Source organism: Streptomyces sp. NPDC051738, assembly GCF_044453205.1.
In the GTDB taxonomy this organism is placed as follows: Bacteria; Actinomycetota; Actinomycetes; order Streptomycetales; family Streptomycetaceae; genus Streptomyces.
Genome location: NZ_JBITCM010000007.1, coordinates 348,463 through 362,350 on the forward strand (window position 1 = coordinate 348,463; position 13,888 = coordinate 362,350).

General features: G+C 71.2%; 12 protein-coding genes and 1 pseudogene. 12 read left to right on the forward strand and 1 reads right to left on the reverse strand.

The window, feature by feature from the left end:
• Positions 1 to 146: 146 nt before the first annotated feature.
• The 6 genes from ACIA8X_RS19260 to ACIA8X_RS19285 all read left to right on the forward strand — a co-directional run bounded on the left by ACIA8X_RS19260 (position 147) and on the right by ACIA8X_RS19285 (position 4,188).
• Positions 147 to 275 carry a hypothetical protein gene (locus tag ACIA8X_RS19260; RefSeq protein ID WP_399458712.1) on the forward strand — a complete coding sequence of 43 codons (129 nt, stop codon included), beginning with the start codon at positions 147 to 149 and terminating at the stop codon, positions 273 to 275.
• Entirely contained in the window at positions 272 to 967 is a 696-nt protein-coding gene (locus ACIA8X_RS19265; RefSeq protein WP_399458713.1) for a hypothetical protein, read from the forward strand. Before ACIA8X_RS19260 ends, ACIA8X_RS19265 begins: the two co-directional genes overlap by 4 nt.
• A 110-nt stretch (positions 968 to 1,077) precedes the next feature.
• A complete protein-coding gene (locus ACIA8X_RS19270; protein WP_399458714.1) occupies positions 1,078 to 1,761 on the forward strand; it encodes a DUF3618 domain-containing protein in 684 nt (227 codons plus the stop codon).
• Positions 1,762 to 2,005: 244 nt separating this feature from the next.
• Complete coding sequence (locus tag ACIA8X_RS19275; protein WP_399458772.1) at positions 2,006 to 2,707, forward strand: antibiotic biosynthesis monooxygenase; 702 nt, start codon at positions 2,006 to 2,008, stop codon at positions 2,705 to 2,707.
• An 88-nt stretch (positions 2,708 to 2,795) separates the two neighbouring features.
• Positions 2,796 to 3,428 (forward strand): ArsR/SmtB family transcription factor, encoded by a 633-nt coding sequence (locus ACIA8X_RS19280; protein ID WP_393442874.1) that lies wholly within the window; start codon positions 2,796 to 2,798, stop codon positions 3,426 to 3,428.
• A 16-nt stretch (positions 3,429 to 3,444) separates the two neighbouring features.
• A complete protein-coding gene (locus ACIA8X_RS19285; protein ID WP_393442876.1) occupies positions 3,445 to 4,188 on the forward strand; it encodes an SRPBCC domain-containing protein in 744 nt (247 codons plus the stop codon).
• Between the two features lie 13 nt (positions 4,189 to 4,201).
• Here ACIA8X_RS19285 and ACIA8X_RS19290 read toward each other — a convergent pair whose 3' ends face one another.
• Entirely contained in the window at positions 4,202 to 6,031 is a 1,830-nt protein-coding gene (locus tag ACIA8X_RS19290; protein ID WP_399458715.1) for an endonuclease/exonuclease/phosphatase family protein, read from the reverse strand.
• A gap of 372 nt (positions 6,032 to 6,403) precedes the next feature.
• Here ACIA8X_RS19290 and ACIA8X_RS19295 point away from each other — a divergent pair, with 372 nt between their 5' ends.
• The 6 genes and pseudogenes from ACIA8X_RS19295 (at position 6,404) to ACIA8X_RS19320 (ending at position 13,697) form a co-directional block, all read left to right on the forward strand.
• Positions 6,404 to 7,849, forward strand: coding sequence for a hypothetical protein (locus tag ACIA8X_RS19295; RefSeq protein WP_399458716.1), 1,446 nt, complete (start codon positions 6,404 to 6,406; stop codon positions 7,847 to 7,849).
• 179 nt (positions 7,850 to 8,028) lie between these two features.
• Positions 8,029 to 9,483 (forward strand): alkaline phosphatase PhoX, encoded by a 1,455-nt coding sequence (locus ACIA8X_RS19300; RefSeq protein ID WP_399458717.1) that lies wholly within the window; start codon positions 8,029 to 8,031, stop codon positions 9,481 to 9,483.
• A gap of 68 nt (positions 9,484 to 9,551) precedes the next feature.
• Positions 9,552 to 9,949: pseudogene (locus ACIA8X_RS19305) on the forward strand (aminoglycoside phosphotransferase family protein); the annotation flags it as partial.
• 338 nt (positions 9,950 to 10,287) lie between these two features.
• Positions 10,288 to 11,871 carry a TROVE domain-containing protein gene (locus ACIA8X_RS19310; RefSeq protein WP_399458718.1) on the forward strand — a complete coding sequence of 528 codons (1,584 nt, stop codon included), beginning with the start codon at positions 10,288 to 10,290 and terminating at the stop codon, positions 11,869 to 11,871.
• Between the two features lie 83 nt (positions 11,872 to 11,954).
• Positions 11,955 to 12,602 carry a GntR family transcriptional regulator gene (locus ACIA8X_RS19315; RefSeq protein ID WP_393442886.1) on the forward strand — a complete coding sequence of 216 codons (648 nt, stop codon included), beginning with the start codon at positions 11,955 to 11,957 and terminating at the stop codon, positions 12,600 to 12,602.
• A gap of 66 nt (positions 12,603 to 12,668) precedes the next feature.
• Positions 12,669 to 13,697, forward strand: coding sequence for a 1-aminocyclopropane-1-carboxylate deaminase (locus ACIA8X_RS19320; protein WP_393442888.1), 1,029 nt, complete (start codon positions 12,669 to 12,671; stop codon positions 13,695 to 13,697).
• Positions 13,698 to 13,888 lie beyond the last annotated feature (191 nt).

The window sequence follows — 13,888 nt, forward strand, 5'->3', positions numbered from 1 at the left end:
GACCGACAGTGAAGCTCCACTTAATTCTGCTACGAGATATACGTAAGCATTGCTGCGACGAAGCCCCGCCCAGGCCCTCTGCCCAATTCGCCCGCCATGGGCCACCATGGCCGGGACGGTCACCGCCATCGGCCCATGGAGGCGTCATGAAGCTCGGCAAGGCACTGGCCACGGGAGTCGCGGAAGAACAGCCGCAGGCCCACGAGGAACAGCTCGAACTCCCCGAGGCGACCGAGGAACTGAAGGCTCCCGAAGAGGTCCCGGCCGCCCGATGAGGCTGCGGCTTCCGGAGGAACGCCCGACGGAGCCGCCGACCGGATACAAGATCGCCCACCCGATGCTGTCCCAGGACGGCACCCGGGCCGGGTTCACCGGTGTGTCGCTGGGCGGCGCGCTGCCGTACGGAGTCCTGGCCGACGCGTCCTGCGTCTACGGCCTGCGACACCGGGCGCCGAGCCGCCGCTGCGACTGCGGCTTCCACTGCGTGCATGACCGTACGACCGCCGAGGCGCTGCTGTGCACGGCCGAGCACCGGGCGGCCGTCCTGCTCGAAGTCACCGTGCTGGGCCGCTACCTCCGCTTCGAGCGCGGCTTCCGCTACGCCCGCCAGCGGGTGCGCGCCGCCACGGTCGGCCCGTGCGCCTGCGGTACGGTCGCCGCCGCCCTGGCCGACGCCGGCTGGGGCCGCTCCGGCTGGCGGGCGCTCGCCCCCTCCTGCGCGGGCTGCCTGTTCGGCCGTACGTCCGTCTCGCTCGCGGGGTTCGCCCGGCTGGCGGGGGAGCGGCTGCGCGTGGTGGCCGGCCAGGTCGCGTCCGTGGCGATGGCCGACCTCGCTCCGGCCGACGATCTCGGCGTGCCCGAACTCGCCGCCGAGGCCGCGCTGTTGCAGGCCCGCCTCGACTGGTTCCAGGCCCAGCTGGCCCGGCTGGGTGAGCGGGGCCCGGGTGAAGGCGGACGGCGGGGATAGCGGGGGCCGGTCCGGGTACCCGGGTGTTCCGAACCGGGAACAGGCGTGCGCCTGACCGGGGAGCGGACCAGAACAGACGAGAGCAGACGAGGCACAGGAAGGGCGCATCGATGACGGACAAGAGGACGGGGGCGGAAGGGGCCGCGGGGGAGCCGGGCGGCAAGAGGGCCAAGGGCCGTGCCGCGAAAGGCGGCGGAGCCAAGGGGCCCGAAGAGCTGCGACGGCAGATGGAGGAGACGCGGAGCGGACCCGGCGACACCGCGGCGGACCTCGCGGGGAAGGCGGATGTGAAGGGCCGGGCGATGACCCGCACCGCCGACCTCATGGACAAGGCAGGTGCCATGACCGTGCAACTGCGGAGCAGCGTGGGTCAGGCGGGGCACGTGGTGCACGACCGGGCGACGCAGGCCGGGCACGCCGTCCAGGACCGGGCGGCGCATGCGGGCCATGTGGTGCAGGACCGGGCGGCCCAGGCCGGGCACGCCGTCCAGGACCGGGCGGCGCATGCGGGCCATGTGGTGCAGGACCGGGCGGCCCAGGCCGGGCACGCCGTCCAGGATCGGGCGGCGCATGCGGGCCATGTGGTGCAGGACCGGGCGACCCGGACCGGACACACCGTCCACGACAAGGCGACGCGCGCGGATCACACCGTGGAGGGCAGCATGCCGGGCCCCGTCCGCAACGTCGTCCAGGCCGGCCTACGGCATCCGAAGCCTGTGCTGGTCGCCGGGGCTGTGGTGGGAGCGGTGGTCGCGGCCGAGATCCTGCGGCGACGACGCCACGGGCACGGCTGAGACACCGGACACCGAGCAACGACGCAGGCGGCGAGGCTGCGGGACGTCGAGGAAGCGAGACGGCGAGGCGGCGAGACGGCGCGGGATCGGTCACCGGTCCCGCGCCCTGCCGTCTGATCCCGCGCCCAGCCGTGTGCCCCCGCGCCCCGCGAACCCCTCCCTCCAGGAGCCACTTGACCTCAAGTCCGGTTGAGGTCGAAAGGTGATCGACGTACCCATCGACCACCGATTCCCGGAGGCCTCCGTGACCCGTCGTACCCACACCCACCCCGACCTCGCCCACCCCGAGATCGGCGCCCCCTTCTTCAGCACCTGGCGCGTGGGCACCCCCCTTCGGCAGCGCCAGACCGTCGACGCGATCGCCGAAACCTGGCAGCGCCGCCCCTGGCCCGCCGACGGCCTCCTCGGCTACCACGTCTACACCGGCCACGACGCCTCCACCCTCCTGCACTACTCGCAGTGGAGGAGCGAGGCGGCCTACGAGGCGTTCGTCAAGACGCACCGGCAGGAGCGCGTCGACGAGATCGACACCGCCGTACCGGGCATCGCACGCCTGTGGCTCGGCCGGTACCGGCACTACCGCAGCCTCAGCCGGCCGGACGACACCCGCGTCCCCGGCTGCATCGTGATCGTCGACATCGAGTTCGAGGGCCCCGATGCCGAGCGGCAGCGCGCCTGGGTCGACGCCGTCGCCGAAGCGCTGGAGGCCGAACCGAACCCCCACTCCGGCGGTATCGCGGCCCACTTCCACCTGAGCGCCGACGGCACCCGCGTCCTCAACTACGCCGAGTGGGAGAGCGCCCAGGCCCACATCGAGGCCCTCGCCGCCCCGGGCGACGGCATCGGCTCGGCGACGGAGCTGTGGCACCGCGTGCAGACCTGGCCGGGGCTGAAGGGCAGCACGGTCAGCCGGTACGACCACGCTCTCGGCCTCGTCCCCAGCTGAACACCGGCACGGGAACCGACCTCGCCTCTCACGTTCCGAAAACTCGAACCGTCTGGACAAAAAAAGTTTTCGGTGAGACAGTGGACGCATGCTGGACGTCACCGTGATCGAGGACCCCGAGGCCGCAGCCGTCTCCCTGGACCCCATAAGGGCCCGGCTGCTCGCCGAGCTGGCGGCCGGCCCCGCGTCGGCCGCCATGCTGGCCGGCCGGGTCGGGCTGCCCCGGCAGAAGGTGAACTACCACCTCAAGGCGCTGGAGCGGCACGGACTGGTCGAGTTGGCCGGCGAGCGCCGCAAGGGGAACGTCACCGAGCGGCTGATGCGGGCGACCGCCGCGTCGTACGTGATCTCGCCGCTCGCGCTCGCCTCCGTGCAGCCGGACCCGGACCGCTTCCGCGACCAGCTCTCCGCCCGCTGGCTGCTCGCGCTCGGCGCCCGGCTCGTCCGGGACGTCGGCTCGCTGATCACAGGCGCGACGAAGGCCAACAAGCGGCTGGCGACGTACGCACTGGACGGCGAGGTCCGCTTCGCCTCGGCCGCCGAACGGGCCGCCTTCATCCAGGAGTTGACGGCCGGCGTCAGCGCGCTGATCCGCAAGTACGACGCACCCGGCGCCGAGGGCGGCCGGGATCACCGGATCGTCGTGGCCGTACATCCCACGCTCAAGCCCACGGTCAAGCCCAGCGTCGAAGACCAGCCCACCCCGGAACCGGACGAGTAGTACTCAGGAGCCCACCATGTCCAAGGAATTCGAGATCGCCCGCGAGTTCGAGGTCGATGCCACGCCCGAGGAGGTGTGGGAGGCGGTGACCGCCGGTACCGGCGGCTGGCTGTGGCCGATGGACGCACCCGAGCCCCGCGAGGGCGGCAAGGGCCCCTTCGGATCGAAGGTCACCGCCTGGGACCCGCCGCACCACTACACCAACCGCGTCGAGGACGTCGAGGGCATCTCCGAGCAGACCCTCAACCAGCTCGACTACACGATCGAGCCGCGCGACGAGGGCCGCCGCGCCTGGGTGCGGTACGTGCACAGCGGCATCTTCGTCGACGACTGGGACAACCAGTACGACGGTGCGGCCCGGCACACCGAGTTCTACCTGCACACCCTGCGCGAGTACCTCACCCGCTTCCGGGGCCGCCCGGTCACCGCCTTCGCCACCTTCGACGGGCCCGAGGCGTCCAAGGCGTCCGACGCGTTCGTCACCGTGGGCCGTGCGCTCGGGCTCGCCGACGACACGGCGGAGGGTGCGCGCGTGCGGGTGAGCGGGCCGGAGGGCCAGGACCTGGACGCCGTCGTCGACTTCCGCAACCCGTACTTCCTCGGACTGCGCACGGACGACGCGCTGATCCGCTTCTTCGGCCGCAACCACTGGGGCTACATGGTCGGCATGTCCGTGCACGACTTCGCGCCGGGCGCCGACGCCAAGGCGGACGAGGAGACGTGGAAGGGCTGGCTGAACGGCGTGTTCAGCCAGCCCTGAGAACCGACGGAGACTACGGGCGGAACCGCAGGACCTGCGGGTCGTGGTCGCTGATCTGGTCGTTGAACTCCGAGTTGACGTGCACGCTGTCGTACTCGAAGTCGCAGGAGCGCCGGATCGACGGGCTGATCAGGATCTGGTCCAGCGTCTGGGCGTTGCCCTGGTAGACGTACGAGTAACGCTCGCTCTTCGGCAGCGACTTGATCGCCGACCACAGGACGCCGCCGTCCTCCAGCCGCTCGGCGGTGCCGGAGAACTCGAAGTCGTTGATGTCGCCGAGCGTGACGACGTCCGCGTTCTTCTGGGTGGCCAGGATGTCCTTGACGAAGGCGTTCACCGCGGTCGCCTGGAGGTGGCGCTGGGTCTCCGAGCTGCGGACCGGCGGCTGGTACTGCGCATGCAGCGCCTGGTCGCCGCCCTTGGACGCGAAGTGGTTGGCGATCACGAAGACCGTACGGCCGCGGAAGACGAACTCACCGGCCAGCGGCTTGCGGCTGTTCGTCCAGGCCGCGTTCGCCGGGTCGATCCGGCCGGGGGAGACTGTCAGGGCCGCCTTGCCGTTCGCCTTGGTCACGCCGACGGCGGTCGTGGCGTCGCCGCCCGCGCGGTCGGTGAAGGAGACCCGCTCCGGGTTGAACAGGAAGACCTGGCGGATGTTGCCGCCCGGCTCGCCGCCGTCGGCCTTGTCGACCGGGTCGATGGAGCGCCAGTCGTACGCCGGGCCGCCCGCGGCGACGATCGCGTCGACCAGCTTCTTCATCGTCTGGTCGGCGGCGACCGTACCGTCGTTCTTCGCTCCGTTGTTGTCCTGGATCTCCTCCAGGGACACGATGTCGGGCGACTGGAGGTTGTTCACGATCGCGGACGCGTGCTCGGCGAAGGTTGCGTCGGACGGGTCCAGGTTCTCGACGTTGTACGTCGCGACCGCCAGCTCGCCGCGCCCCTGCTTCCGCGTCGTCTCCCGCTTCAGGCCACCGCTCTCCAGGGTGCCCAGCTCGCTCGCGACCAGGGTGTAGCCGCCGAACTGGGTGTAGTCCAGCGGACCCGTGGTGGTGCCGGTGAGCGTGTCGCCGACGTTCGCCTTGGGGAAGTCGGCGGCCGCGCCGAGGGACTGGATCTGGAGGCGGCCGGTGTTCTGCGACTCGTAGGAGCCGTAGACCGTACCGCCACGGCGGCTCGCGTGCTCGCGCGGCTTCACCGTGACCCACAGCTCGTTGAAGGAGTCGGTGCCGGTGACCACCCGGGCGTCGGCGACCCGGATGTTCATGTGCTCCAGGGACTCGTAGTAGTCCAGGGCGTACGCCGAGGGCTTGAGCGTCAGGCCGTTGACCGAGCCGTTCGCGCCGGTGTCGCCGGCGGGGGCGTACGCGGCCGGCACGGACTTGGCGGACACGACCACGGCGGCCGGGACGGCGTTGCCGCTGGAGACGACGGTGAACGTCGGCTTGGTGATCTCGGTGATCGACTGGTTGCCGGTGGCGGCGCCGCCCGGGACGTACTCCTGGATCGTGCCCGCCACCGTGACCGCGTCGCCGACGGCGACGCCCGTCGGCGTGGAGTTGGTGTAGACGAAGATGGCCTCGCTGGTGGCCGGGTTGTCGTCCGCCTGCGGGTCCTGGATCCAGAAGCCTCTGGACGAGCCGTAGGTGCGCACGCCGGTGACGATTCCGGCCACATCCGTGACCTGCTGGCCGGCGTACGGGGATATTCGGGTGCTGCCCTGGATGTCATGGATGCGCACGGAGTCGGCGTGCGCGGGCGCGGTGAGCACCACGGCGGACGCCGCGGAACAGACGGCGGCGACGGTGAGCGCGGCGAGACGGGCGGACTTCTTGCTCGGCAAGGGATCCCTCCAGGGACATACGTGGGTCATACGTGGGTGCCGGGACGAGGGTGGAACCTGAGGTGAAGCGTGGAACGTGGGGTCGCGACCGGTGAGGTGGCGGCAACGCGCGTAGAAAATACAGTGAACAGATGTCCGCCAGATTTCTACGCGCGTAATCTCCTGCCTGCTCAGGCCACTTGTCAAGGTTTCGGCCATGTACGCACCCTGTAGGAGAGATGAACCGGGCGGCATGGGTGGAAATCCGTCTAGGCTGAGCGGTTGAGCCGTGATGTGTAACGGCTGAGCCGTGATGCGTTGTGATGCCTCGTGCTGCGTCGTGATGTGTCGTGATGCGTACGGCCAGGTAGAGCGCCCTAGGAGAACCAGCCGATGTCAGACAGCTCCCGCTCCCCCCTGCCGCCGGTGCGGCTGCACCCCGAAGCGGAGCTGGCGCGGGACGCGCTGTCCACGCCGTTGCTCGCCCGGGCCGCCCGGCTGGCCCACTGGGCCGGGCCCGACACCCAGGTCGACGCCGGCGGCGGGCTCGTCGACGAACAACTGCCGGCGGCGGCCGAGGCCCTCGGGCTGAGCGGGGACGACGCCGCAGCGTACGCCGGTGAGGCCTGGCGGGTGGCCGTCGACACCGGACTCGTCGAGATCGTCGACGAGGAGGCGGGCACCGTGGCGGCCGGCGCCGACCTGGCCGTGCTGACCGGCGGTTCACCGCAGGACGTGCTCGGCGTCTGGCTCGGCGCACTGGAGACGGTGCTCGCGGACGCGAGCGTGCCCGACCTCGACGACCTGGTCGACGCCATGGACACCGGCGGCGAGGTCAACCTCTCCTCGCTGGACTGGAACCCGGAGGCCGAGGCGGAGTTCCTCGACGGCGTGCTCGGCAACCTGTATCTGCTGACGGTCAGCGAGGACGGCCCGGGCGACGCACCCGTACCGCTGCCCGCCCTCGCCGCGTCGATGATCGTGCCCAGCGACATGGGCGAGCCCACGAACGACGTGCTGGAGCAGGTCTCCGACGCGATGATGCGCCTCGACGACCAGTTCCGGCTGCTGGAACCGGTCGGTCTTGTGGAGTACCAGCCGGTGGACGAGGCACTGATGGCGGACGCCGAGGCCGCCGCCGAGGATCCGTCCGGCGCCGTCGACGACACCGACGTGTCGCGCTACGGCATGGTACGGCTGACCCCGCTCGGCCGGTACGGACTGCGAGCCCGACTGCTGGAGGCCGGGTTCGAGGCGCCCGCGGTCGGCGACCTCGCGGACAAGGGCGCCGACGCGCTGCTCGACGGGACGGCCACCTACCCGCCGGCCGCCGCCCACGCCGAGACCGAGCAGTGGCTCGCCGCCCGGCCCGAACTTCTCGCCGCGGCACGGGAGTTGCTGGCCGCGGCGCGTGGCCTGGACGCCGGGGCGCCCCTGCGACGACTGCGCTGCCAGCAGGCGCTGTCCCTGGTGGGCGCGGAGGCCGAGCCGGCGCTGCGGGAGGTCCTCGACGATCCGGAGCTGGGCGGGCTGGCCCGGGTCTGGCTGAGCGAGGCGGGCTGCTCCGAGGTTCCCGCGCCGTCGCAGGACCTGGTGTTCTGGCTGACCGTCGACACGGTGGCCGCGCAGCTGGCGGCCGAGGGGAACTCCGACGAGCTGAGGGAGCTGGTGCAGGGGCTGGCCGCGCAGCACAGTGGGTTCTTCGCCGCGGCCTGGCGGGTGGATCATCCGGCGACCGCGGATGTGCTGGAGGCGATGGGGCGGTTGCATCCGGACAAGAAGATCGCGAAGGAAGCGCGGAAGGCTGCCTTCAAGGCCCGGTCGCAGCAGGGGGGCTGAGCTTGATTGGCGGGTGCGGGTGGAGTGTGGCTGGTCGCGCCCACGCGGCGGAGCCGCATATTCGGCACAGGCCCGCGCCCCTTTGGGCGTTGTTCAACTGGAGTTCAGACGTACGCGGGACTGTTGCGCCGACTCGAGGTCCGCCACCCTCCACGGCACCCACTGTCACAGGAGACACCATGTCGCTCACCCGCAGGGACTTCGCAAGGAACTCCGCGATCACCGGTGCCGGTGTCGCGCTGGCGGGCAGTGCCGGGGTCCTCGGCACCGCGCCGAACGCGCTCGCGTCCACGGACACCGAGATCGCGAGCGAGAAGTCCGCGGACGCTCAGGGTGGCGGGGCCGGTGTCGGCTACGGACCGCTGATCCCGGACCCCAAGGGCATCCTCGCGCTGCCCGCCGGGTTCAAGTACCGCGTCATCACCTACAGCGGGAAGACGAAGCTGGAGTCGGGCGAGTTCACGCCCTCCAACCACGACGGCACGGCCACGTTCGACGGCCCGCGCGGCACCACCCTCCTCGTCAACAACCACGAGCTGAAGGGCCCGCGCGCCAACTGGAAGTACCCGGTCCCGCTGACCGAGGGCCTCGTCTACGATCCGGCCGCGTCCGGCGGCTGCACGGTCGTCGAGGTCCGCCCCGACGGACAGGTCGCCGAGTGGGTCGGCATCGCCGGTACCTCCACCAACTGCGCGGGCGGCAGCACCCCCTGGGGCACCTGGCTCACCTGCGAGGAGAACTCCGACCGGGCCGGCACCAACGGCATGACCAAGGACCACGGCTACGTCTTCGAGGTCGACCCGAGCGACCGCCGGGCCAACCAGAACCCCAAGCCCCTGAAGTTCTTCGGCCGCTACGACCACGAGGCCGTCGTCATCGACCCCAAGCGCGGCCACGCCTACCTCACCGAGGACGCGGCCTCGCCCAACGGCCTGCTCTTCCGCTGGACCCCGCCGAAGGGCTTCGAATACGGCCGCGGCAAGTTCCGCCAGCTGGCCGACGACGCCGGCGTCCTCCAGGCGCCCAAGTGCTTCGACTCCGGCGGCAAGTTCGTCGACGACCTGTCCCGCGCCACGAGGATCGGCACGGTCTACGGCGTCGACTGGGTGGACGTCCCCGACCGCGACGCGAAGACCACGCCCGTGCGCAAGCAGTTCCCCGACGGTGAGATCACCCGCGCCCGCAAGCTGGAGGGCATGTGGTGGGGCGACGGCGGCACCTACATCGTCTCCTCGTACGCCCGTGACGAGAGCCCCGTCCAGCACGACGGCCAGGTCTGGTTCTACGACCCCAAGCGCCGCACCCTGACCCTGAAGGTCCTCCTCGGCGTCAACCCCGACCCGAGCAAGGACGGCGCCCTCGACGGCCCCGACAACATCACCGTCTCCCCGTACGGCGGCCTCGTCATCGCCGAGGACGGCGAGGGCATCCAGCACCTCTTCGGCGCCACCGACAGCGGCCGCACGTACCCCATCGCCCGCAACGAGCTGAACATCGGCACCGCTCAGGAGCCGGAGTACAGCGAGTTCGCCGGCGTCACGTTCTCGTGCGACGGCCGGACGCTGTACGCCAGCATTCAGACGCCGGGGATCATGCTGGCGATCACCGGGCCCTGGAAGCGGCAGCGGCGGTAACCGGGGGCTGTCTGCACCCGTGACCTGGTGCTGCGGACCTTCGGCGACGTGGAGCACGCCGAGGACTGTATCCATCGCTCCTGATGACACATCTGGCGGGCCGGACGGTCCTCGACGACGCGGGACTGGAGACGCGCGTCCCCCGCGCTGGCCCGTCAACTCGTGGCGATATGAAGGGCGATTCCTGCACCGGGACTTCCACCCAGGCAACGTGCTGTTCGACGTGCCGTCCCCACGGCCGGCAGATGCCCGGATCACGGGCGTCGTCGACTGGGCGAGTGCCTCCTGGGGCCCGGCGGATCTCGATGTGGCGCACTGCTCCACCGACCTCGCGCTGCTGCACGGCCCGGCGTGGGGTCTGCGGTTCGCCGAGGCGTATGAGGAGGGCGGCGGGGTGCCGGCCGCGACCGCGAGCGAGCGGCTGGATGCCTATGTCACCGCCCTGATGGACGCGCCATGCGAATAAATTCATTCGCCCGGCCGGAGTTGCGCCTCCTACAGTGAGATCACAACGTCAACGCACCTCCCGGTGCGATGGCAGCGGCTACTTCTCTTTCAAAGAATCCACGCCGCGGCCGACTTGATCTCGGGAGGCGCAGCTCATGGTGGGTGCCCGGTGCGCAGGCAACGGTTACTTCATTGGGATCTGGTGGTTGCGGGTTCGAATCCCGTCATCGACTTCGGGTCGGTGTAGCTCAATTCGGAAGAGCACCAGGCTAAAGTCCGTCGCCGACTCCTGATCTCGGGCACCCACCTTTTGCCGCGCCTCCTCCGAAACACAAACGAATTCGGGGGGAATTCACCATGGCGCGATTCAACACGCGTACCGCCAAGGCGCGGCCGACCTCGCGGGTCACCTCGACGGGGCGAGTGCTCCGCACCTACGAGGGCGGCCGCGGCCGTGAGCGCGACGCGCGCTCCGAGCTCTTCCTGCTGGCGGTCGGCAACTTCGTCTCGCAGCAGACCTTCTACGAGACCGGCGCCGACCGTGACGACCGGTTCGCCCGCCTCGTGGGCGAGCTCGCGATCACCGACCCCGAGTGGACGGCGGGCCTCCTCGGCTGGCTGCGCGGCGCGGGCAACCTCCGTACGGCTTCGGTCGTGGGTGCCGCCGAGTACGTGAAGGCACGCCTGGATGCGGGGGCCACCGACGGTCCCTCGAACCGGCAGGTCGTCGACTCCGTGCTCCAGCGGCCCGACGAGCCCGGCGAACTGCTCGCGTACTGGACGGCGACGTACGGGCGTAACGTCCCGAAGCCCGTCAAGCGCGGTGTCGCCGACGCCGTACGGCGCCTCTACAGCGGCAAGTCGCTGCTGAAGTACGACACCGCGTCCAAGGGCTACCGCTTCGGTGACGTCCTCAACCTCGTGCACGCGGCCCCGGACCCGGACAAGTCGTGGCAGGGCGAGCTGTTCCAGTACGCCCTCGACCGTCGGCACAACCCGGACACCGCGCTGCCGCCCGCGTCGGACCGCACCCTGGTCGCGCACCACGAGCTGATGGCGCTGCCCGTCGAGGCACGGCGTGCGGTGGTCACGTCGGACGGCGGTGCCGAGCGGCTCGCGGCGGCCGGGATGACGTGGGAGGCGCTGGCGGGCTGGCTGCAGGGGCCGATGGACAAGGAGGCCTGGGAGGCCGTGATTCCATCGATGGGTGCCATGGCGCTCGTAAGGAACCTGCGGAACTTCGACCAGGCCGGCGTCTCGGACGAGGTGGCGGCCCAGGTCGCCGCGCGGATCAGTGACCCGGCGGAGGTTGCGCGGTCGCGGCAGTTCCCCTTCCGGTACCTCGCCGCGTACCAGCACGCGCCCTCGCTGCGCTGGGCGTACCCGCTGGAGCAGGCGCTCGGCCACTCGCTGGCCAACGTGCCCGCGCTGCCCGGCCGGACGCTGGTGCTCGTCGACCGCTCGGGCTCGATGTTCTGGTCGCGGCTGTCCGACCGCTCGGAGCTCAACCGGGCCGACGCGGCGGCGATCTTCGGCACGGCGCTCGCGCTGCGGGCGGCGGACGCGGACCTCGTGCAGTTCGGCACGGACAGCCGCGAGATCCCCTTCCGCCGTGGCGAGTCGGTGCTGAAGGTCCTGGAGCGCTTCGCGGACCTCGGCGGCACGAACACCACCGAGGCCGTGCGCCGGCACTACCGCAAGCACGACCGGGTGCTGATCGTCACCGACGAGCAGTACGCGCCCAGCCACCACGGCGACCCGACCGAGCAGGTCCCGGCCGACGTGCCGGTCTACACCTGGAACCTCGCCGGGTACCGGGCGGGCCACGGCCCGTCGGGCAGGGCGAACCGGCACACCTTCGGAGGCCTTTCGGACGCGGCGTTCCGGATGGTTCCGCTGCTCGAGAGCGCTCGGGACGCCGACTGGCCGTGGGCTGCCTGAGCCCCTGAGAGTGGCCCGCACCTTCACGGGGGTGCGGGCCACACCCTTGTCCGGACCAGGATTGACATCTAACATTTCAGTTCATGGAGGCCATACGCCCCGTCGGCCGGACCCTGCTCAGGGACCGCGCCTACGAAGCCATCAGGGACGCCATCGTGGCCGGGGAGATCGAGCCCGGCGCGGTGGTGCGCGATGCCGACCTCGCCGAGCGGCTCGGGCTGTCCCGGGCGCCGGTGCGGGAGGCGTTCTCGCGGCTCGTGGACGAGGGGCTGCTGGAGAGCAAACCGCAGAGCTACACACGGGTGACCCCGGTCGTGGCCGCCGACGTACGGGACGCCGCCGCCGTGGTCGGCGCCATGCACGAACTCGTGACGCGGGTCGCCGTGCCCCGGCTGATGGCCGCGGACGTGGAGATCATGCGCGCCGCCAACGAGCGCTTCGCCGCCGCCGTCACCGCGGGCGAGGTGGACCTCGCCCTGCGGGCGGACGACGAACTGCACGACGTCCTGGTGCGGGTGAGCGGCAATCGCGCGGCCGCCGCCACCGTCGCCCGCTACACCCCGCTCATCCGCCGTCTGGAGCGTCGGCGCTTCGGCGAGGGCGGGACCTGCCGTTCGGCCGGGCTGCACGAGCGGTTGATCGAGGCGTGCGCCGCCGGGGAGGCGGACGCGGCGGTCCGCGTCACGGCGGAGATCTGGCGCACCCTCGCCGACCTGGCCGACTTCGACTGATGCCGACACCGATCGACACCGACTGACGCCGACACCGATCGACGCCGCTGCCCCTGGAGGTGCCCCATGTCCCCCTCGCCGTCCCTCTCCTCGTACGAGCGTTACCCCCTCCTCTTCGGCCCGTCGCCGGTCCACCCCCTGGAGCGTCTGACCGCCCACCTCGGCGGCGCCTCCCTCTGGGCCAAGCGGGAGGACTGCAACTCCGGGATCGCCTACGGCGGCAACAAGACCCGCAAGCTGGAGTACCTGGTCGCCGACGCGCTCGCGCAGGGCTGCGACACGCTCGTCTCGATCGGCGGCGTGCAGTCCAACCACACCCGCCAGGTCGCCGCCGTCGCCGCCCGCGCCGGCCTCAAGTGCGTGCTGGTCCAGGAGAGCTGGGTGGACTGGCCCGACTCCGTGTACGACAAGGTCGGCAACATCCTCGTCAGCCGCCTCGCCGGAGCTGACGTACGGCTTGTGCGGGCCGGGTTCGGGATCGGCTTCAAGGAGAGCTGGGAGCAGGCGCTGCGGGAGGTGGAGGAGTCGGGCGGCAAGCCGTATGCCATCCCGGCCGGTGCCTCCGACCACCCGCTCGGTGGGCTGGGGTTCGCCGGGTGGGCGTATGAAGTCGCCGAGCAGGAACGGGAGTTGGGTGTCTTCTTCGACACGGTCGTCGTCTGCTCCGTGACCGGCTCCACCCAGGCGGGCATGGTCGCCGGGTTCGCGGCCCTTGAGGAGGCCGGCGGGCGTCCGCGCCGCGTCGTCGGCATCGACGCCTCGGCCAAGCCCGCGACCACGCGTGAGCAGATCGCCCGGATCGCCCACCGCACCGGCCAACTCATCGGCGTCAAGCGCGAGTTGACCGAGGCCGACGTCGAGCTGGACGACCGGTATCACGCGGGGACGTACGGCATTCCGGACGAGACGACCCTGGAGGCGATGCGCCTCGCCGCGCGGACCGAGGGCATGGTCACCGACCCCGTCTACGAGGGGAAGTCGATGGCCGGAATGATCGACCTGGTCCAGCGTGGAGAGATCGCCCGGGACTCCACCGTGCTCTACGCCCACCTCGGCGGGCAGCCGGCACTGAACGCGTACAGCGCACTGTTCTAGGCCAACCGGCGCTGTCCACCTGCCGGGGGCGGGGGCTCGACCTGCGGGGGCTGAGGGCTCGACCCTGCGGGGCTAGGGGCTAGGGGCTAGGGGCTAGGGGCTAGGGGCTAGGGGCTGGGGGCTAGGGGCTGGGGGCTCGTGGGTTTCGGCCAGGGTGCTCGGCGGCTGCGGCATGCGGGCTCGCGGGCTTC